Below are 20,881 nucleotides of genomic sequence, written 5' to 3'. Positions count from 1 at the left end.
TTTTAAGCAAGTTTTATAAACCCGTATAAAAATCTAGGAGGTTATTATGAGTTCAGCACATAATAAAGACAATATGAAAGATAAAAAAAATCATGAATCTCATAAGGATAATAATAAAGAAAATAATGTTCATTCTAAGTCAGATAATGCACATTCTGATAAAGAAAAAAAATCTAACCATAAATAAATACTAGCATTTAGTATAATATATGAAATATTTAGGATTTGGTGGTATCTCGCTCGGTTCAATACTTGCAATAGTAATATCGTTCAATGTTAACCATTCAATATTATGGGCTATAGTGCATGGTTTCCTTGGTTGGCTCTATGTAATATATTATATTTTACTTAAATAGTATTATTTTTTATTTAAACGCTAATCACATTCTACTGATACGGAAAACAAGTGTTTTCCGTACAGATATATTTTCCTTGGTGATTAGAATGCTTTTGACCAAAAACGATATTTAAGATAGAGTTAAATTAAATCCATTAATTACTTTCAGGTCTTTTTCAAATGAAATCACAGTAACAAAATTACCAAAGACAGCTAAACAAGAACTACAGTAATCAAGTTGCTACTGTGATGCAAACGCAAGTAGTGCCATTAACGGAAGAGGACTTAAATCAAGACAATAGAATTTGTTATAAAAAGAGAAGAGAAGAGAAAAATTAAACAGAAGAGTTAAAAGTTTACTTGAGCAAAAGAAGCAAATAGCAAACGCAAAAAATTAAGACAGAGAGCTAGAACTAAGTATGAAAGTAGTAACCTATACTACTTTCCAAAAAGAATAGTTAAGTGTAAACATTCAGATTTGATCTGACATATTAAGATTGAAATTAGAAGAGTATGTGTGTATGTAGATAACTTGTAGAAGTCAAGATTTAATCTTACAGACATTATAAAAATTATATCTGAATGTCTGATAAGTTATGACTGTCAGATGAGTATTCAAGATATAAGATTTCGTTATTCTTTTCAACAGCTAACTTTTTACTATCCATAAAAGTCTGCATAGGTGTTTTTCCATAGCAATATTTACCGGAATGCGGTCTTTCATTATTATAATATTCTAGCCAAATATCAAGATCTAGTTGTAGATCATCAAGATCAGTATAGATCTTTTTACGCATAGCAGTATCAAAGAATTCTTGTTTCATAGTTTTATTAAAACGTTCACACATACCATTTGTTTGAGGAGAATATGCTTTAGTAGTAGTATGCTCAATACCCTCAATGCTTAAGAACAATTCAAAAGCATGATGTTCTATATTACCTTTATACTCACCACCTCTATCAGTTAAAATACGAAGTACTGGTATTTGCTGACTCTCATACCATGGTAACACTCTATCATTAAGCATGTCAGCAGCGGTAAGTGCTGTTTTATCAGTATATAGTTTAGCCTCTGCAACCCGAGTGTAACTATCAATAAACACTTGAGAATATACCTTGCCTATGCCTTTAAAATTACCTACATAATATGTGTCTTGGCATCCTAGATAACCTGGATGCTGTGTATCAATCTCACCATGAGCTTCTTTCTCGCTACGCCGTTTCTCTAATACTTGTAACTGAGCTTCGGTAAGAACAATACCATCCTGAGCCATTTTGGCTTCTAATGCTTTAAGTCTTTTATTGATATTATTTAAATCATTACGTAGCCAAATAGATCTAACTCCTCCAGGTGATACAAGAATACCAGTCTTTTTAAGCTCATTTGATACTCGCAGCTGACCATAAGCGGGGTATTCTATTGCCATATCTAATACTGCTCTCTCTACGGCAGGATCAACTCTATTCGCTATAATTAGCTTCTTCCGACTAATCTCATATAATGCTTCTTCTCCTCCTGTTTCATATAACTCTTTAAACCTATAATAACTGTCTCTACTGTAACCCATAGCTTTATATGCTGACGATATACTACCAAGACTCCTAGCTAATTCTAGTAATCCTATTTTTGGCTTTATTATTTTTTGATTTAGATTCATCTCTAATCCTCCATTTAATATTATCTTAATTTTACTAAATGTAAGATTAAATCTCAACTATTACAAAAATTTCTGGTCTAGAATTGAACTTGCAAACAAAGATCCAAATTCTATGTTTTGGTTTCCAGCAAATGATAGCAACACCTCATACAAAGCACTCTATCGAAATGATTCTTTCAATGGAGCTATTAAAGCTTTAATACACATTTTTCATAATTATGAAAAATGGCATAATAGGTTAGATGCAGGCGAGTGTAGTAATTATTGTCAAGTCAAAGAAATATACGGGAATGTTGCATCTCATTTCAAAAGCGAGTCACTACATGTATAATTCTACCATTTTGCGTCACAGCGCAAGTTCCTTAACTGAAGACCTACAAGTAAAATATATAGATGAAAGTAGTAGTATCTACTACTTTCCAAAAAGAATAGTTAGGATTTAGACTTAAGAAGAGTGTTGAGCACAGAAATAGAAAGCCCTGTAATACGCGAAACTTCAGGAATAGAGTAATTATTGGCAAGCATATTTTTAGCTACTTCATATTTGCCTTCATTTCTACCAATCTGCATGCCTTTAGCTTCTCCGATCTGCATACCTTGGACCATTCCTTTTTGCATCCCTTCATCAATATATTTATCAGCAATAGTTCTCATAAGTCCCTCTTGATCTTCTTTTTTTAAGTAGCTAGCTATGATCTTAGCTAGCTCTACTTGTTTATCTTCAGATACCTTAGCATCACTATACCACAATAACCACTTAATGTAAATGTAGCCATTTTCTTTATCTATTTCAATACTACTTTCAAACTTCTCAAGTAGACTTTGCCATAGATTTAAGATATCACGAGCCTTGATATGTTTAAGCATATACTCCATCATACCAAGATGCTTCTTTTGCTCTATCTCATTATCACTTTGTTTTTGTAAGTCTATAAGTAAATACTCATCGCCCATTAATTCCTTAGCAGTCTTGCCATCTTCAAATAACTCCCAAAAGCTCCTTGGTGCATTATAAGACTTATCATTTGCATATACCACTATAGGACATATTAGAGGCAATTTATGATCTCTTGCTTTTGCACTATTACTTTTAGTTTTATTATTTTTATTGTCGTCCTTGTGCCTTTCGCATAGAAGAAGCATATATTGCCAAAGTCTAAAGGCAATCCAGTAATCACTACTAGACTGGTGTTCTATAAGCACGTATACGTATGCTTTGTCATGATTAACACTATTAGCACTTTCGGTAGTACTATCTTTAATATTATTCTTTTTTAAAGAAACAGAATAAACCACATCGCTAAGTCTTTTGCGTAAATCCTCAGTAACAAAACTTTCTTTCTCTATTTTAACACTATTAAGATTAATCTTGTTCTTAAACGAAACTGGCAAATAATACTCTAGAAACTCACGAGCAGCTACAGGCTCACTCATGACTTTTTTAAATAGCTCATCATGCCTTGGACGCTCGGAAGTAGTGCTACCATCCGAGTCTACTTGTTCATGGTTACGATTTCTTTCTTGAGTGTCAGCAGCGGTGCTTAATTCGCTAGAATCTTTTGGTATGTTTTTGTTGTTCATTGATATTACTGATTATTTTTACTAGTAGCACATCCTAATACTACTGTATTATTACCATATTTATTATTAATTTTATCTAAACATTCTGTTAGAGATGTATTTCTTTTTTTCTGCTTACTCTCCATCATATCTTCAAAACTTAACTGATTATCAAGCTCTGTTAAACTTGTAAGAGCAATAGATATTTTATGTGGCAATAATTTATTATTATTTTCTATGTAAGAGTTTATTAAATCATGCCATCCTTGAATAAATATTTTAGATATCGATATATTATCCGATAACTTTGCTACCTTAATACTGTTCTTTAACGTTTGTCTATCTGTAGTTTGAATAGTTATTATAATTCGTGATGCTTGAAGCTTTTTCGCCCTTAATCTATACGCCGCTTTCTGTAATAAACTTAAAGCTACTATTCTAGCAGATTCAGTGTTACGTAGATTCGGTGCTAATACCTGACTATGACCTATTGTATTACTTGCTGTATTCTCATTAGATAAATCATAACCACGCAATAAATACCATAGCTTTGCCCCAACAATACTACCCCATTTTTTCTTGAGTTCTTGAGGTGAGCACTTGTATAACTGCCCAATTGTTTGGATTCCATAACCCCGAAGTCTACTATATGTACTTTTGCCTACTCCTGGTAAATCATATAGTTGCAACCCCAACAATCTCTCCGGTATATCTTCAGGACGTATTACTACTAAACCATTTGGTTTTTGCATATTAGACGCTATTTTTGCTAAATAGCGGTTAGGAGCTATGCCTACCGAACATTCTATACATTCACCTACATGATCTCTAATAGATTGCTTTATCAGCTTTGCTATATTAATAGCATTATCCTGATTACATAACTCTCCTGTAAGCCTGCATGCTGCCTCATCTATTGACAATATCTTATCTACATGTAAATGTTTCTCCACCTCTGCAAATATGGCCTTATGATATTTTGTATATTCCTCATGTTTAGATACAACGCACACTAGCTCAGGATATATCCTTTTCGCCTCAAATATTTTAGTTCCAGTACTAATACCAAGTTTCTTTGCTTCGTAACTGACAGCAATAGCACTGGTACTATCAGACAGATTAGCAACTACTGCTATGGGCTTACCTCTAAGCGTATGATCTAATTGTTGCTCTATTGTGGCAAAATAACTATTCATATCTAAATAGAGCCAATTTAATTGCTCCACTTTAGGTAAATTAATCGGTCGTGCCTCCGTATTGCAGTTTAGAGTAAATAGTCTATAATCCTCAAACAGTAATAAGATGTAGAAGTCAAGATTTAATCTTACAGACATTATAAAAATTATATCTGAATGTCTGATAAGTTATGACTGTCAGATGAGTATTCAAGATATAAGATTTCGTTATTCTTTTCAACAGCTAACTTTTTACTATCCATAAAAGTCTGCATAGGTGTTTTTCCATAGCAATATTTACCGGAATGCGGTCTTTCATTATTATAATATTCTAGCCAAATATCAAGATCTAGTTGTAGATCATCAAGATCAGTATAGATCTTTTTACGCATAGCAGTATCAAAGAATTCTTGTTTCATAGTTTTATTAAAACGTTCACACATACCATTTGTTTGAGGAGAATATGCTTTAGTAGTAGTATGCTCAATACCCTCAATGCTTAAGAACAATTCAAAAGCATGATGTTCTATATTACCTTTATACTCACCACCTCTATCAGTTAAAATACGAAGTACTGGTATTTGCTGACTCTCATACCATGGTAACACTCTATCATTAAGCATGTCAGCAGCGGTAAGTGCTGTTTTATCAGTATATAGTTTAGCCTCTGCAACCCGAGTGTAACTATCAATAAACACTTGAGAATATACCTTGCCTATGCCTTTAAAATTACCTACATAATATGTGTCTTGGCATCCTAGATAACCTGGATGCTGTGTATCAATCTCACCATGAGCTTCTTTCTCGCTACGCCGTTTCTCTAATACTTGTAACTGAGCTTCGGTAAGAACAATACCATCCTGAGCCATTTTGGCTTCTAATGCTTTAAGTCTTTTATTGATATTATTTAAATCATTACGTAGCCAAATAGATCTAACTCCTCCAGGTGATACAAGAATACCAGTCTTTTTAAGCTCATTTGATACTCGCAGCTGACCATAAGCGGGGTATTCTATTGCCATATCTAATACTGCTCTCTCTACGGCAGGATCAACTCTATTCGCTATAATTGGCTTCTTCCGACTAATCTCATATAATGCTTCTTCTCCTCCTGTTTCATATAACTCTTTAAACCTATAATAACTGTCTCTACTGTAGCCCATAGCTTTACATGCTGACGATATACTACCAAGACTCCTAGCTAATTCTAGTAATCCTATTTTTGGCTTTATTATTTTTTGATTTAGATTCATCTCTAATCCTCCATTTAATATTATCTTAATTTTACTAAATGTGAGATTAAATCTCAACTATTACAAATCTAGATAAGATGACCACTGTGGTCTGTAAGATTAAATCCTGACTTCTATAATTTATCCAACAAAGCAGTATCGCCTATGATGGTAACCACATTCCAGCCGTCATCGTCCATAGATTCGGTTAGAGACATATAACAAGCATTGTGTTCTGTTGTAGCAACTTGGCACGGATGCTCTGTTGCTAGGTTTTTCCAAATATCTGAAATGGTTGATGTTACTTTATCTTTGACAATTAAGAAAGGTGCTACTACGACGCTCCCAACGATGGCAGATAGAGCTGTGGCGTAAGGAGATATATCGTCAGCATTAAGCTTCATGGTACATACTAATTTTTTATTATAAATAATAACTATGTTTGTTATTTGCAAAGAAATCAATCTTTAGCACCAGTCACGTAAAACAAGATTAGTTTATAAACTCTAAACTAGGAAACTCTTCATCTACACCTAATAGCGATGCTCCATTAACATTATAGTTAAAAGCACGTTCTAAATCGTCATAACTAAATTCATTGGATGATATTGATATAGTATCATCATCAATATTTTTTTCTGTAATCACTACCACATCATTACCGGTAGAAGTAATATGATTTGATCCCTCGAAATCTTTGATCAATAGGATGCCATCCATAGTTTTATCCCATCCTAGAGTCTCAATAACAGGTTTCTCGCATATATTAGCAAAGTTTTTAAGAGAATGCCCTTTAAGATTTTCGAGTGCTTTTAAGGTTCTCTTAACACCTAAATAACTTGAGCAAGTTTCAACAAGTGTTCCTACTTTACCAGCTAAATAACCAGTGTAACTAAATATTCCTGACTGTACTGTAGGTGTATCATTGGGTATAACTTGTTTTGTAGGAATAACTAATTTTGGTTCTGTGATATGCGGACTACTGATAATAGGATTATAATTAATAATATTATGTTTTGCATTATATATAACACAATGTTCTGCTAACTCCTCAATAGTAACATCCAATGTATTACTAAATACTCCGGCGGTTATTGCTGCTTGTATTGCATTTTGAGAGCCTGGACTATCAAAGGTCACTGATGTTCCAAGCTTAAGGTTCCTAGACATAATCTCAAAAGCAGTAGCATCAGTTAAAACTGCTCCAAGAGAATGACCTGTCACATTAAATGTATAGCTATCAATGTTAGCCCCAAGTGACTTAGAGATATAATCAATCATAGATTTAACTTGATCCACTTTACTCGGGAAGGTACCTGCTGCGATATAAGCATCATCTTTGAGGTCATGTATGTCTGTAGGAACTGTGCCAGCCGTAGCAATTAGTATTTGTTTAGTATTCTGATTTATAAATACAACGGATTTATAACCATTCTGATTGGTATCAGCATTATCAGAAGATTTACATAACACTTGCCAATCAGTTCCTAAATCGTTAAGGGTTTTAAGCTCATGATCTTTATATATGTCATTGTCTTTGGCAAGTTTATATGCAAGATCCGTTGTTAAATGAGCAACCTTATCCTCAAGCTTATCAATGAACTTTTCAAACTTGGATGCGGCTTTCTTCGCCTTGCTGATAACCTTAGTTGACTTATTGAACCAATTAGCAAAATAGCTCATCTTCCTACCTCTTTATTTGCATACAATAATGTTAATACAATAATACTTACTTCTTTATACAGGCTTGTGAGTTGTGTAATTACGTTCTAGATACATTGAGTCTTTTACTCGATTTAGATTAATTCAATGAAACCTTAAAATTTCAACTACTATCATATAATATGGTAATTTATGTTTGTTGTCAAGGAGATTATTAATAAATTAATAATCTGAATATATATCAAATATATTTGAATCTCATGAAAAAGAAATTTGACTGTCTCCAAAAGTTTACTTTTGGAGACTAAACTGAAATGCCCTGTTTTTCTAATTCTTATTTAAAGATCTACTGTGTTATTAGTTCTACAATAACACTATATAAAATTATTATAATATTAATTACTCTTGATATTAATTATTGTTAATATATAATGCGCTCTTTAGCAAAGATATCTAAGATTAAATGATAACACGAAGCAAATCTAAAGACTCAGTCTACATACCACTTCTACAAAGTAAAAAAACAAATCTGATAAAACCAAATTACTTTAAAATAGCTAAAGTTTTATTTGACAAAGGTCAATACTCAGAAGCTAGAAAGGCTTACAGCAAAATTACAGAAAAACATATGTACTATGGCTTGTAATAGTTGAGATTTAATCTTACATTTAGTAAAATTAAGATAATATTAAATGGAGGATTAGAGATGAATCTAAATCAAAAAATAATAAAGCCAAAAATAGGATTACTAGAATTAGCTAGGAGTCTTGGTAGTATATCGTCAGCATGTAAAGCTATGGGCTACAGTAGAGACAGTTATTATAGGTTTAAAGAGTTATATGAAACAGGAGGAGAAGAAGCATTATATGAGATTAGTCGGAAGAAGCCAATTATAGCGAATAGAGTTGATCCTGCCGTAGAGAGAGCAGTATTAGATATGGCAGTAGAATACCCCGCTTATGGTCAGCTGCGAGTATCAAATGAGCTTAAAAAGACTGGTATTCTTGTATCACCTGGAGGAGTTAGATCTATTTGGCTACGTAATGATTTAAATAATATCAATAAAAGACTTAAAGCATTAGAAGCCAAAATGGCTCAGGATGGTATTGTTCTTACCGAAGCTCAGTTACAAGTATTAGAGAAACGGCGTAGCGAGAAAGAAGCTCATGGTGAGATTGATACACAGCATCCAGGTTATCTAGGATGCCAAGACACATATTATGTAGGTAATTTTAAAGGCATAGGCAAGGTATATTCTCAAGTGTTTATTGATAGTTACACTCGGGTTGCAGAGGCTAAACTATATACTGATAAAACAGCACTTACCGCTGCTGACATGCTTAATGATAGAGTGTTACCATGGTATGAGAGTCAGCAAATACCAGTACTTCGTATTTTAACTGATAGAGGTGGTGAGTATAAAGGTAATATAGAACATCATGCTTTTGAATTGTTCTTAAGCATTGAGGGTATTGAGCATACTACTACTAAAGCATATTCTCCTCAAACAAATGGTATGTGTGAACGTTTTAATAAAACTATGAAACAAGAATTCTTTGATACTGCTATGCGTAAAAAGATCTATACTGATCTTGATGATCTACAACTAGATCTTGATATTTGGCTAGAATATTATAATAATGAAAGACCGCATTCCGGTAAATATTGCTATGGAAAAACACCTATGCAGACTTTTATGGATAGTAAAAAGTTAGCTGTTGAAAAGAATAACGAAATCTTATATCTTGAATACTCATCTGACAGTCATAACTTATCAGACATTCAGATATAATTTTTATAATGTCTGTAAGATTAAATCTTGACTTCTACACACTAGTGCCGGTAATAATAGGGAACAATTCTGATATAGATTTACCTGTTCGCTCCTCTAGCTCCGCTAGCACCACTAGCTCCGCTATCCCCTTAACTCCACCGCCGGATAATGATAATATGCGGTTACTCTTGATGGATTCCAATGTATTATCATTTGTATTATCATTCTCTGCAGCGGTATTTTTAATATTATCCTCGACTTCCTGTTTGATATGCTCAAATGTTTGTGGCGTGTGTATTGCCGTTGTCATATTTTGCTCCTCTTATTTTCTTGCCTACTGATTATTGATTGCTTTATCTTTGCTTATTAAATGCTAATTAAGTATGTAACAACTTAAAACAGAAATATTACACCGTATGTACTTTAAATATAGTAGCTAGAAATTACATACTTAATTAGCTAGAACAACTAAATATAGTGCTATATTAAAAAGCTAAACCACTTAACGATTATTGTTATTCTCCTAAGATACCAACTTCTTGCTCATCTATTAAACTGCCAAATGCTATTGCCTCCGCTACACTTTGCCGAGCTTCTGTAGCATGAATATGCTTATCATAGACTCTATCCATAAACTCTGTGATCAATGTATCTTTAATTTTGATTACTGAATCGATTGATTGTGACAACTCATCATCTCCAGCATAATTTGATAAGTAACCCTTAATAGACAAGAATTTCATTCTACCAATAATACTATCATCATGTGATAATAGCTTCTGTTGGCTCTTGGAATTCCATGATGTTTCCTTAGACAAATATTTTATTCTCTCAATCTCGTCCCATTTATCTGTGATACTCCTTTTTAAAGCAGCTTTTTGTTTTGCAAAACTATATCCCTGCTCTTTTATTATATCCAGTTCTTCATTCACATCTCTCACTGGACTATATTTTATAATATCACCATGCTTCTTCTTGCTCCACGCATGTATTTCATCCGCAAACCTGTTATATATTAATGTCCTAATCTCTGTCCAATTGATATTTGCATTCGTAGCACTAAACTCTTGTTGTTTCAATGCAACAAGTGGCATAACTTGCTCCAAGCTCTGTATATTTGTGGCATCGATCTCATCAGAAAATCTGTTATATATTGCTTTCCTGACTCCTGCCCAATCTGCCTCTTTACTGTTATTCACAACATACTTTTGACTAAAACCAAAGTCAGAGGTAATTTTATTAGATGTCTCCATATCAAATGTCGATGCTACTATGCTAGAACATGTCGTTTTTGGAGAACTAGGTGTTAGTATTTTCTTTATGTGCTTTATGCTTTTTGTAATATTTTTTATTTTAAACATTGATTTTCCTCTTTTGTTATCTTATGAATATTGTCGCTTACATATTTCCCGTATACAGCAACCCTACAAATTCATAACTTGAGCTATCCGCATGTTTGTTTTGCATATCCTACTATTCCAAATCATTATAATATCTCGTGATCATCTTATGTGTTAGTGTTGGTGTACTTAAAGCCGTTACCTTAATTGTCGTTATGCGTTGCGGGTATTTATCAGCTAATGTTCTAAAACCATTATGAATCTTCTTGTAATAATCTAAGTCCTTAATATCAAATCTATTATTTCTCAAATTACTGCTACTATAGTTATCACCATTACAAACTTTTACTCTTTCCATCCCTAATACTGGATCTATATCAATGAAAAACGTAATGTCCGGCATTATAGAGGGCATGAGCTTTTTATGCAAGTCGTATATGAGCTCCATACCACCATCAATCTCTAAACCTTGATACACGGTCGTTGAGTCAATGAATCTATCGCATATCACCGTATAGCCCTCTTCTATTGCAGGAAGAATTTGCTTCACAATATGATCATAGCGTGCTGCCATAACTTGTAATAACTCCGACATCGGCAGTAGATCTCTATGTATCAAGATACTTCGCATCTCCTCAGCAATTTCTGTGCCTCCAGGCTCCCTAGTTGACATAACAGGAATGTTCTGAGCACTTAAATATTCCTTTAACATACAACATTGCGTGGATTTACCACTGCCATCTACACCTTCTAATGTTATAAATCTGCCACGTTTAACTCTATTAGTGCTATTCATGATTATTACCGAGAATACTGATCATTTATCTGCCTCTGTCTTGATTACTCTTACTTTGCGTGGTAGTCGAAACCCAAGATACAGCGGATTTATTTTCTACAGCTACTTTACCTTGCGTTGTGAGCTCATTTGCCCCAACTATTTGGTCATGCCTCCATATTGCAGTTATGCCTATTAAAAAGCTATACGTTCAATAAGAGTACCAATAACCTTATCATGAATATCCAATGACCTGGAAAAGCAGATTGTCTTACGTGCAAGCCTCTTGCATCTCGTTCTAAGGTTCAAGTTACTTCGTTCTATCCGTTGAGTGTATTTTTTACTGATAATATGCTTTTTAGGGTCTAATAACCTAGCATAACTCCCCCATCCATCTGTATAGTAAAAAGTCACCTTGAAATTCTCTAGTTTTTTCAGTAATGATTCTAATGTGCTATCACATCTTGTACCAAACGTATAAGCAACTACTTTTAACGAAATCTTATCCAAGGCATACCAAAGCCATCGTTGTCTGGATTTATTCTGTACATAAGACCATTGTTCATCTATCTCAGGAGCAATAATTACTTCTGTTGTACTGATAGAATGATTTATTGTTTTTTAATACTAGATTTTTTTAAAACACGGATAACTGTATTGATACCCACTTTTAATACTCTTACTGTATCTCTAACTCCAGAGCCGTTGATTGACATTTCTACTATTTGCTCCTTAACTCCAGGCTTAGATGCATTATTAATATACTCCAATTGAAAATATCGATTACACCGCTTGCATTGATATCTCTGTTGTTTTGAAATTGAATATCCTGACTTTATTACTTCTTCTGTGTTGTTACAATATCTACACTTAACATCTATTTTTGCCATAACTCCTTAACTATAATTCTCTCTTATTACTGTTTGAGGATTATAGACTATTTACTCTAAACTGCAATACGGAGGCACGACCTCAAAATCAAAACAAAATAATTTCTTCATTTATTATCCTCATATTTATTATATATTAATTACTTGTTGTTTGTTTCTTAAGCCAAGATCTCATGATTTGATACCTCATCGTCTATCCCTTCAAGTTCCATAGCTTCTTGATTAGCTTCCATGCTGGGTCGTGCCTCCGTATTGCAGTTTAGAGTAAATAGTCTATAATCCTCAAACAGTAATAAGAGAGAATTATAGTTAAGGAGTTATGGCAAAAATAGATGTTAAGTGTAGATATTGTAACAACACAGAAGAAGTAATAAAGTCAGGATATTCAATTTCAAAACAACAGAGATATCAATGCAAGCGGTGTAATCGATATTTTCAATTGGAGTATATTAATAATGCATCTAAGCCTGGAGTTAAGGAGCAAATAGTAGAAATGTCAATCAACGGCTCTGGAGTTAGAGATACAGTAAGAGTATTAAAAGTGGGTATCAATACAGTTATCCGTGTTTTAAAAAAATCTAGTATTAAAAAACAATAAATCATTCTATCAGTACAACAGAAGTAATTATTGCTCCTGAGATAGATGAACAATGGTCTTATGTACAGAATAAATCCAGACAACGATGGCTTTGGTATGCCTTGGATAAGATTTCGTTAAAAGTAGTTGCTTATACGTTTGGTACAAGATGTGATAGCACATTAGAATCATTACTGAAAAAACTAGAGAATTTCAAGGTGACTTTTTACTATACAGATGGATGGGGGAGTTATGCTAGGTTATTAGACCCTAAAAAGCATATTATCAGTAAAAAATACACTCAACGGATAGAACGAAGTAACTTGAACCTTAGAACGAGATGCAAGAGGCTTGCACGTAAGACAATCTGCTTTTCCAAGTCATTGGATATTCATGATAAGGTTATTGGTACTCTTATTGAACGTATAGCTTTTTAATAGGCATAACTGCAATATGGGGGCATGATCAAAAATATATGTTCAATTATAACTTCACGAAATAATTCTATATCTAGTAATTTAATTATTTCTTCTTGAAACTGTGGTAAATATCCATGAGAAGCTTTAAACATTAAATTACCATTGTTAAACAAAATTGTATCGTATCTCTCATCAATTAATTCTTTTTCTATATTTGTTAAATTACTTATATTTGATATTATTTTAGTATTTACTAAATTCATAAGCCCCTCTTTTTAAATGTTATTTTTAGTAATGAACAAGTGTTTGTTTTATCTTCTTTTCATATATTGATAGTACCATTTTTTCCTTTACTTATCAAGTATTTAGAATATTTTTCTGTGTATATTTTATAATAAAGTAAGATGTGTGTTTTTCTGCAACAACATTATTTGTTGTTATTTGTTTCTTGCATTCTTTTTTACTTGCAAACTTCTTTATAGCTGTGTACAATCCTTAAAACCACTTATTTACAGATATATAGCTACCAACTAAAATGTAAGACATTTTAGTTGGTAGCAGAACTTCCTGCCACATATGAAGCAATTAATTTAAAAGGTGTAATGTGATGCAAATTGTAACTGTTGATCCAAAGGACTGCACTAGATGGAAGTATGCTGATAGAGGCAACTTCGAGTTTGGTGATGTAATAGAGCTTGCAAGGGACATCAAAAAGAATGGTCAAATAGAGCCTGTACATCTTCGCTATTGCAAAAATGATTCAAAGTTTAAGTATGAGATCATAGCAGGTAGCAGAAGATGGAAAGCTTGCTTAGATGCTGAACTTCCGCTTAAAGCCGTAATTGAGGACGTCACTGACGAACACGCCGCAATCATTCAGATTAAGGAAAACCAAGGTCTTGACATATGCGACTATTCAAAAGGAATATACTATACAAGATTACTTGCGGATTTAAGTATAACGCAAGGACATCTTGCTAAGAACCTTGGCATATCAAGACAAAAACTTGTTAACTACTTGTATTTCGCTAAGATACCTAAAGAAATATGGGATGCTGTCGGTAATGTCACTAAAGTGACATCAAGAACAGCAAGCTCTATTTTTGCACTATCTCAAAAAGGTAGTCAATATATTGAAGCTCTAATAGAATGTGCTGATGATATTAGAAAAGGAATCGGTGCCTACTCTCTCGAAAAACTAGTACTTTCTAAAGTTAAGAATGATGCTACGATATTACCCCACTGTCCTCTCACTCTTGCTGATGGAACAGTTGTAGGTATTTGGAAAAATGGCGGATTCAAACTAAACAAAGATCTTAATCTCAACAAAGAAAAGTTCTTAAAACATATTCTGAAATTCTTTTGATTTGAAGAGCATTAATTAAAATGACAGTTTCTTATTGGACTAAAGATCATAAATATTATAGATTAACTACTCAAGCTAATTTATTTGGTACTACTGATCTTATATGTAGCTGGGGTTCTTTGTACTCTAATAAAGGTAATTATGAAGTTATCCACTGTAACTCCCAACATGATATGGATAAGAATATTAAACGTATCGCTAGGATAAGGAAATCAAGAGGTTATCAACACACTCTTCCAATTCAAGAGGAATCTAATACTACAGGTAACGGTTTAAAATATAATAATCTAGAGCAAATAGCTGATACATTAAGTGGCTCAGATCAGTATAAAGTTATTAAACGATATATAAAACCTGATTTTTACCATTTACCTGATAACGCTCCAAAACACATAGGAGTATTTTTAGACAGCGAAACTACCGGCTTATCACATGAACAAGATAAAATACTAGAACTTGGGATGGTAAAATTTGAATATACTGAAGATGGGCGTATTTATCAAATAGTTGATGAATTCAACCGGTATCAAGATCCAGCAAAACCAATACCCCCGCATATTACTGAACTAACCGGAATTACTGATGCAATGGTTCAAGGCAAGGTTATAGATAAAGAAGAAGTTACGCAGTTTCTTAAAAATGTTGATATCATTATTGCTCATAATGCAGCATTTGATAAACCATTTTTTGACAAAATGTTTCCATACTTACCACATAAAGCTTGGGGATGTTCAAGAGTCGATATTGATTGGAAAGCTGAAAAAATAGAAAGCCATAAGTTAGAATATCTTGCTTATAAGTATAATTTCTTTTATGAAGGACATAGAGCTGTAACAGATTGTCTTGCTGGATTGCATTTACTAGCTCAAGCATTACCTATTTCTAAACAACCAGTATTAAAGCAGTTACTTATTAATTGCAATAAAACAAGATTTAAGATTTGGGCAAAAAATGCTCCTTATGATACAAAAGATTTACTGAAAGCTAGATACTATCGCTGGTCTACTCATTCTCAAGATAATTATAAAGCTTGGATGACTGAAGTATTTGAAGATAATCTTGAATCAGAACTTAACTTCTTGCGTTCTAACATCTATAACACTACTTCAATCAATATTCCGCTACAAACTATAGATCTTCATAATAGATTTAAATGTTAATACAACTAATATCATCTTTACCTAATAATACTAGAAGTTTTTTAGATAAAGTATATTTCATATTGAATCACATAACAAGATAGAAAATGGCTGTTGCAATCAAGTAAATATGCAACATTAAGTCGTAAGAATATAGGGTTAAATTTATGTCTAAACGTAAAATATTAGACAAATATGATGATAAAAAAAGTAGGCAAGCATTAGCAAAGGAAAGAATGAAGGCAAAAAAATTAAAATATAAGGCTGAGAAATTAGGATGTCTAGATAAAAATGGCAATCCGGATTTTACATCTTATCATAAGCATTTAGAAGAACAAACAGCAAAAAATGCTGGATTTATTGATGAGGACGGAAAACCAGATCTTACTGCTTATTATAAGCATATAAAAGTATCAAATACTGAATTGATAGATTGCAATAAGTATAATCTGTAGAAGTCAAGATTTAATCTTACAGACATTATAAAAATTATATCTGAATGTCTGATAAGTTATGACTGTCAGATGAGTATTCAAGATATAAGATTTCGTTATTCTTTTCAACAGCTAACTTTTTACTATCCATAAAAGTCTGCATAGGTGTTTTTCCATAGCAATATTTACCGGAATGCGGTCTTTCATTATTATAATATTCTAGCCAAATATCAAGATCTAGTTGTAGATCATCAAGATCAGTATAGATCTTTTTACGCATAGCAGTATCAAAGAATTCTTGTTTCATAGTTTTATTAAAACGTTCACACATACCATTTGTTTGAGGAGAATATGCTTTAGTAGTAGTATGCTCAATACCCTCAATGCTTAAGAACAATTCAAAAGCATGATGTTCTATATTACCTTTATACTCACCACCTCTATCAGTTAAAATACGAAGTACTGGTATTTGCTGACTCTCATACCATGGTAACACTCTATCATTAAGCATGTCAGCAGCGGTAAGTGCTGTTTTATCAGTATATAGTTTAGCCTCTGCAACCCGAGTGTAACTATCAATAAACACTTGAGAATATACCTTGCCTATGCCTTTAAAATTACCTACATAATATGTGTCTTGGCATCCTAGATAACCTGGATGCTGTGTATCAATCTCACCATGAGCTTCTTTCTCGCTACGCCGTTTCTCTAATACTTGTAACTGAGCTTCGGTAAGAACAATACCATCCTGAGCCATTTTGGCTTCTAATGCTTTAAGTCTTTTATTGATATTATTTAAATCATTACGTAGCCAAATAGATCTAACTCCTCCAGGTGATACAAGAATACCAGTCTTTTTAAGCTCATTTGATACTCGCAGCTGACCATAAGCGGGGTATTCTACTGCCATATCTAATACTGCTCTCTCTACGGCAGGATCAACTCTATTCGCTATAATTGGCTTCTTCCGACTAATCTCATATAATGCTTCTTCTCCTCCTGTTTCATATAACTCTTTAAACCTATAATAACTGTCTCTACTGTAACCCATAGCTTTATATGCTGACGATATACTACCAAGACTCCTAGCTAATTCTAGTAATCCTATTTTTGGCTTTATTATTTTTTGATTTAGATTCATCTCTAATCCTCCATTTAATATTATCTTAATTTTACTAAATGTAAGATTAAATCTCAACTATTACAAATTTACTTACAGAATTTCTGGAGCCCTCCCAAATAAGTGTGTAAACTTTTCCAAAGGGTTAGATTCTATCTTCAAATTTTATTAAAAAATGAGCCATAGCCGCATTCCAATTTGGTATAGGCATGGACCATTTTTTGGTCATGTAATCAATTGCTAAATATAAGCTTTTAAAAACAGCATTATCATTTGGAAAAACACGTTTATTTTTTGTAACTTTTCGGAGTTGACTATTAACGGATTCCACAGCATTAGTTGTATAAATTATTTTCCGTATTTCTTCAGGGTATCCTAAGAAAATCATTAAATTATCCCAGTGAAGATACCAAGATTTAGCAATTTGAGGATATTGTTTATTCCATTTAGATTCAAAAGCCTCTAAAGCGGAAAGTGCTTCTTTCTCTGTGCTAGCTGTATAAATAGGTTTTAAATCACCAGCTAGCTCTTTCCGGTCCTTATATGATACATGTCGTAAACTATTTCTAATTTGATGTACAATACATAATTGATGCTCCGTCTTTGGAAAAACAGCACCTATAGCTTCAGACATACCAGTAAGATTATCACTACATGCTATCAGTATGTCTTGCATACCTCTATTTTTCATTTCAGTAAAATTACCAAGCCAAAATTTAGCTCCTTCATTCTCACTGATCCACAATCCTAAAATATCTTTCCTTCCTTCTAAATCAATACCTAAGGCAACATATACCGATTTATTGATAATACGCTTATCCTGACGTACTTTTACTACTAAACAATCAAAAAATACTATAGCATATACTGGATCTAATGGACGACTTTGCCATAGCTTAACATCCTCTATTATATCATCTGTGATCCCGCTAATTAAACTCTCGCTTACATCAGCTCCATATAACTCCTGAAGTTGTAATTTAATATCTGATAAACACATCTCTTTAGCATACAAAGATAGTGCTTTATCATCAAAACCATCAAGTCTTCTTTGACGCTTTGCTACTAATGATGGTTCAAAACTACTATTTCTATCTCTTGGCACTTCAATCTCAACAGCACCATTCTTTAGTAATCAGATTCTTTGTGTTATAACCATTACGTGAATTCTGAGTATCACTTTGATTATACTTGCTATATCCTAAATGATTATTCATCTCAGACTATAAGGCTTTCTCTACAAGACGCTTGGTTAGTTTTTTTAATAAACCATCTTCCTTGAATACGGTTGATACATCTGTATCATTATGAATCAATAAATCTATCGCTTGATCCATTGCAGCATTTTGTTTCTCTGTCATTGTAATGTCTTTTTTTGTTATATTTTCTTTTATATAACCTTTCGGAAATTTACACACTTATTTGGACAGAGCCAATTTCTGCATCACCACCAACTATCTTTAGTGTAGGATCTTCCACTTGAGCGTTACTATAGCTACGGAAAATATCATACATTATCAAATCCGTTGTGTGCGTTAATAAGTGATGTGCAGTAATACTATTATGATCTGATATATTAATTTTGCATCCCTGCTTTAGTAATATGGATATTACGGTATAATTACCACCACGAATAGCACAATGCAATGGTGTCATACCATATGCATCCTGTATATTAATATCTACATTATGTGCTATATACTCTTTGATTATAGCTATATTCCCACTCTCAGCTGCTAAATGCATCGGTATTCGCCCAGTAGTATCTTTACAGTGCATATCAATATTATGCCTCAACAATAATCTAATTATCTCCGCATAGTTTTCGTCTGCAGCTATATGCTGTAATGTACGACCACATTCATAATCCATTATTGTATTAGCAAGATTGATCAAAAACGCACTGCACATATCATCCACTGTATCACAGTATTTTAACAAAGAGTTTATTATTTTTAAATTACATTCCTTGGTTGCAGCTTGTATAGCATTGAGACCTTCTGGTGAATATATCGTGATGTTAGCGTGGTGTTTTAATAGTAATTGGACTATTTCATGATGATTATTTTTAATTGCTAAGTGTAACATAGTCCACCCTTCATCATCACGTATATCAATATTGACCTTATTTATAAGTAACTCTACAATCTCAAGATAACCTTTTGCCGCACACGTATGTAGGATAGTAAAATGTTCTTTAGTAATAACAAGATTATAATAGTTTTCTAAAAAAAGTTTAACTATTTTGGTTTTTTGCTCCTCAGTATCTATGGCACTATCTAATATTACTAAATCAATGGCAGTCCTACCCATCTTATTCAGTGTATTCACATCGATTTGCCGTGTTAATAGATGTTCTATTATTGGAATGGAATTTTCTTGGAACGTTTCAATTGATAAGTGTAAGGCGGTACTACCATTTTGAGTAGTGACATTCAGGTCTATCTCTTTCTTAATTAAATCTTCTAATATAATAGAATTACGATTGATAATAGCTAAATGTAATAATGTATTGCCTGCTTTATCTCTTAATTTATTAATCTCATCCTTTGTAAAATACTTTATTACCTTATGATAGGTATGTATATTATCACAAGTAATCGCGTTGATTAATTGTTTAAACCATGTTTTTTTATTACCCATTGTCCTATCTTCCTATTTTTTATGTGAACTACCCAACGGTCTTTAGTCGTTGGGCAGTTCACATCTACTGCTACTTGCTAATCCTTAATTCTCACCACTTGGTTTTTGCCATTCCGTTTAGCCATATACATAGCCTTATCTGCTCTTGCTATGAACTGCTCAATTTGCTCTCCTTGTTTATATTCTGATACTCCTATACTAACGGTCTTCCTAAGCTGCTCCGGCACTGTTGATATATTAAACTCCATTGCGGCTATCTTTTGGCATAGCCTTTCTGCCGCTTCCTCTGCACCATCTATTAATATATCATCTACTAATATTACAAATTCTTCACCACCATATCTAGCCACTAAGTCTGTTAATTTAAAGCTTCTCTTTAATACTGCTCTTAATTGCCTTAATATCTCATCTCCGGCTTGGTGACCATATTTATCATTTACCAACTTAAAATCATCTAGATCACACATTAATAAGCATACCGTATTCTTGTACTCATGCGATCTCTTCGCCATCTGTATCACATGCAAATCAAAATAATGTCTATTATATAGATCTGTTACTGCATCTTTGATGGATAGATCTAGCTGTTTCTCCAAATGGTTGCGTATATTCTCTTGATACCTTTTCCGTTTTAATAATGTCCTCGTTCTTATTTGTAGCTCTATCTCATCTATTGGATACATAAAATAATCTTGTGCCCCAAGCTCTACTCCCTTTTTTAACTTCTCCTCATCTATTTCATCCGATAATCCTACTATTATCGTATCTTGCATATTAGGG

At 33.0% G+C, this 20,881-nt stretch carries 19 protein-coding genes and 2 pseudogenes; 6 read left to right on the top strand and 15 right to left on the bottom strand.

The annotated features are described in order from the left end of the window. Positions 1 to 46 precede the first annotated feature (46 nt). The gene (locus AC0ODJ_RS08745) at positions 47 to 187 is read left to right on the top strand and encodes a hypothetical protein (RefSeq protein WP_474466056.1); all 141 of its coding nucleotides are present in this window, start codon (positions 47 to 49) and stop codon (positions 185 to 187) included. Positions 188 to 909: 722 nt separating this feature from the next. Here the strand turns inward: AC0ODJ_RS08745 and AC0ODJ_RS08740 are convergent. The 6 genes from AC0ODJ_RS08740 to AC0ODJ_RS08715 all read right to left on the bottom strand — a co-directional run bounded on the left by AC0ODJ_RS08740 (position 910) and on the right by AC0ODJ_RS08715 (position 7,645). After that, complete coding sequence (locus tag AC0ODJ_RS08740; protein WP_474465637.1) at positions 910 to 1,995, bottom strand: IS481 family transposase; 1,086 nt, start codon at positions 1,993 to 1,995, stop codon at positions 910 to 912. Between the two features lie 432 nt (positions 1,996 to 2,427). After that, on the bottom strand, positions 2,428 to 3,576 hold the full coding sequence (locus AC0ODJ_RS08735) for an Rpn family recombination-promoting nuclease/putative transposase (protein ID WP_474466055.1): 1,149 nt from the start codon (positions 3,574 to 3,576) through the stop codon (positions 2,428 to 2,430). Between the two features lie 5 nt (positions 3,577 to 3,581). Then, positions 3,582 to 4,889 (bottom strand): DNA polymerase Y family protein, encoded by a 1,308-nt coding sequence (locus AC0ODJ_RS08730; RefSeq protein ID WP_474466054.1) that lies wholly within the window; start codon positions 4,887 to 4,889, stop codon positions 3,582 to 3,584. Between the two features lie 8 nt (positions 4,890 to 4,897). Next, a complete protein-coding gene (locus AC0ODJ_RS08725) occupies positions 4,898 to 5,983 on the bottom strand; it encodes an IS481 family transposase (RefSeq protein ID WP_127896995.1) in 1,086 nt (361 codons plus the stop codon). 113 nt (positions 5,984 to 6,096) lie between these two features. Further along, positions 6,097 to 6,366, bottom strand: coding sequence for a hypothetical protein (locus AC0ODJ_RS08720; protein ID WP_474466052.1), 270 nt, complete (start codon positions 6,364 to 6,366; stop codon positions 6,097 to 6,099). An 88-nt stretch (positions 6,367 to 6,454) separates the two neighbouring features. Next, positions 6,455 to 7,645, bottom strand: coding sequence for an alpha/beta hydrolase family protein (locus AC0ODJ_RS08715; RefSeq protein ID WP_218459934.1), 1,191 nt, complete (start codon positions 7,643 to 7,645; stop codon positions 6,455 to 6,457). A gap of 685 nt (positions 7,646 to 8,330) precedes the next feature. Here AC0ODJ_RS08715 and AC0ODJ_RS08710 point away from each other — a divergent pair. Next, a complete protein-coding gene (locus AC0ODJ_RS08710) occupies positions 8,331 to 9,416 on the top strand; it encodes an IS481 family transposase (protein WP_474465666.1) in 1,086 nt (361 codons plus the stop codon). A 37-nt stretch (positions 9,417 to 9,453) separates the two neighbouring features. Here the strand turns inward: AC0ODJ_RS08710 and AC0ODJ_RS08705 are convergent. The 4 genes and pseudogenes from AC0ODJ_RS08705 to AC0ODJ_RS08690 all read right to left on the bottom strand — a co-directional run. Next, a pseudogene (locus tag AC0ODJ_RS08705) lies at positions 9,454 to 9,708 on the bottom strand (patatin-like phospholipase family protein); the annotation flags it as partial. 205 nt (positions 9,709 to 9,913) lie between these two features. Further along, a complete protein-coding gene (locus AC0ODJ_RS08700; protein ID WP_474466048.1) occupies positions 9,914 to 10,759 on the bottom strand; it encodes a hypothetical protein in 846 nt (281 codons plus the stop codon). Positions 10,760 to 10,871: 112 nt separating this feature from the next. After that, complete coding sequence (tmk, locus tag AC0ODJ_RS08695; RefSeq protein WP_474466045.1) at positions 10,872 to 11,534, bottom strand: dTMP kinase; 663 nt, start codon at positions 11,532 to 11,534, stop codon at positions 10,872 to 10,874. A gap of 174 nt (positions 11,535 to 11,708) precedes the next feature. Continuing rightward, positions 11,709 to 12,403, bottom strand: a protein-coding gene (locus AC0ODJ_RS08690; protein ID WP_474465035.1) for an IS1 family transposase whose coding sequence is annotated in 2 segments (ribosomal slippage) — positions 11,709 to 12,130 and positions 12,130 to 12,403 — 696 coding nt in all. Because the reading frame shifts where the segments join, the coding sequence is not laid out codon by codon here. A 319-nt stretch (positions 12,404 to 12,722) separates the two neighbouring features. Here AC0ODJ_RS08690 and AC0ODJ_RS08685 point away from each other — a divergent pair. Further along, positions 12,723 to 13,417 (top strand): IS1 family transposase gene (locus AC0ODJ_RS08685; protein WP_240466735.1). Its coding sequence is split into 2 segments (ribosomal slippage): positions 12,723 to 12,996 and positions 12,996 to 13,417, totalling 696 coding nucleotides; the frame shifts between segments, so codons are not numbered across the junction. Here the strand turns inward: AC0ODJ_RS08685 and AC0ODJ_RS08680 are convergent. Continuing rightward, positions 13,414 to 13,662 (bottom strand): hypothetical protein, encoded by a 249-nt coding sequence (locus tag AC0ODJ_RS08680; RefSeq protein ID WP_474466042.1) that lies wholly within the window; start codon positions 13,660 to 13,662, stop codon positions 13,414 to 13,416. The genes AC0ODJ_RS08685 and AC0ODJ_RS08680 overlap by 4 nt on opposite strands. Positions 13,663 to 14,006: 344 nt before the next feature. Here AC0ODJ_RS08680 and AC0ODJ_RS08675 point away from each other — a divergent pair, with 344 nt between their 5' ends. From AC0ODJ_RS08675 to AC0ODJ_RS08665, 3 genes are all read left to right on the top strand, one after another. Continuing rightward, the gene (locus AC0ODJ_RS08675; protein ID WP_474466093.1) at positions 14,007 to 14,765 is read left to right on the top strand and encodes a ParB/RepB/Spo0J family partition protein; all 759 of its coding nucleotides are present in this window, start codon (positions 14,007 to 14,009) and stop codon (positions 14,763 to 14,765) included. Between the two features lie 20 nt (positions 14,766 to 14,785). After that, the gene (locus tag AC0ODJ_RS08670) at positions 14,786 to 15,925 is read left to right on the top strand and encodes a 3'-5' exonuclease (RefSeq protein ID WP_474466039.1); all 1,140 of its coding nucleotides are present in this window, start codon (positions 14,786 to 14,788) and stop codon (positions 15,923 to 15,925) included. 146 nt (positions 15,926 to 16,071) lie between these two features. Then, positions 16,072 to 16,359 (top strand): hypothetical protein, encoded by a 288-nt coding sequence (locus AC0ODJ_RS08665; RefSeq protein ID WP_474466038.1) that lies wholly within the window; start codon positions 16,072 to 16,074, stop codon positions 16,357 to 16,359. A gap of 34 nt (positions 16,360 to 16,393) precedes the next feature. Here the strand turns inward: AC0ODJ_RS08665 and AC0ODJ_RS08660 are convergent, their stop codons facing one another. From AC0ODJ_RS08660 to AC0ODJ_RS08645, 4 genes and pseudogenes are all read right to left on the bottom strand, one after another. Further along, entirely contained in the window at positions 16,394 to 17,479 is a 1,086-nt protein-coding gene (locus tag AC0ODJ_RS08660) for an IS481 family transposase (RefSeq protein WP_474465674.1), read from the bottom strand. Positions 17,480 to 17,603: 124 nt separating this feature from the next. Continuing rightward, a pseudogene (locus AC0ODJ_RS08655) lies at positions 17,604 to 18,819 on the bottom strand (IS256 family transposase). 49 nt (positions 18,820 to 18,868) lie between these two features. Continuing rightward, positions 18,869 to 20,101 carry an ankyrin repeat domain-containing protein gene (locus tag AC0ODJ_RS08650; RefSeq protein ID WP_218460816.1) on the bottom strand — a complete coding sequence of 411 codons (1,233 nt, stop codon included), beginning with the start codon at positions 20,099 to 20,101 and terminating at the stop codon, positions 18,869 to 18,871. Positions 20,102 to 20,178: 77 nt separating this feature from the next. Beyond that, on the bottom strand, positions 20,179 to 20,881 hold a 703-nt coding region (locus AC0ODJ_RS08645; RefSeq protein ID WP_474466035.1), incomplete at its 5' end, for a diguanylate cyclase.

The sequence above is a fragment of the Rickettsia senegalensis genome, from assembly GCF_056135685.1.
The sequence above is the reverse complement of the archived record's forward strand: the minus strand, read 5'-3'. Positions and strand labels throughout refer to the sequence as shown.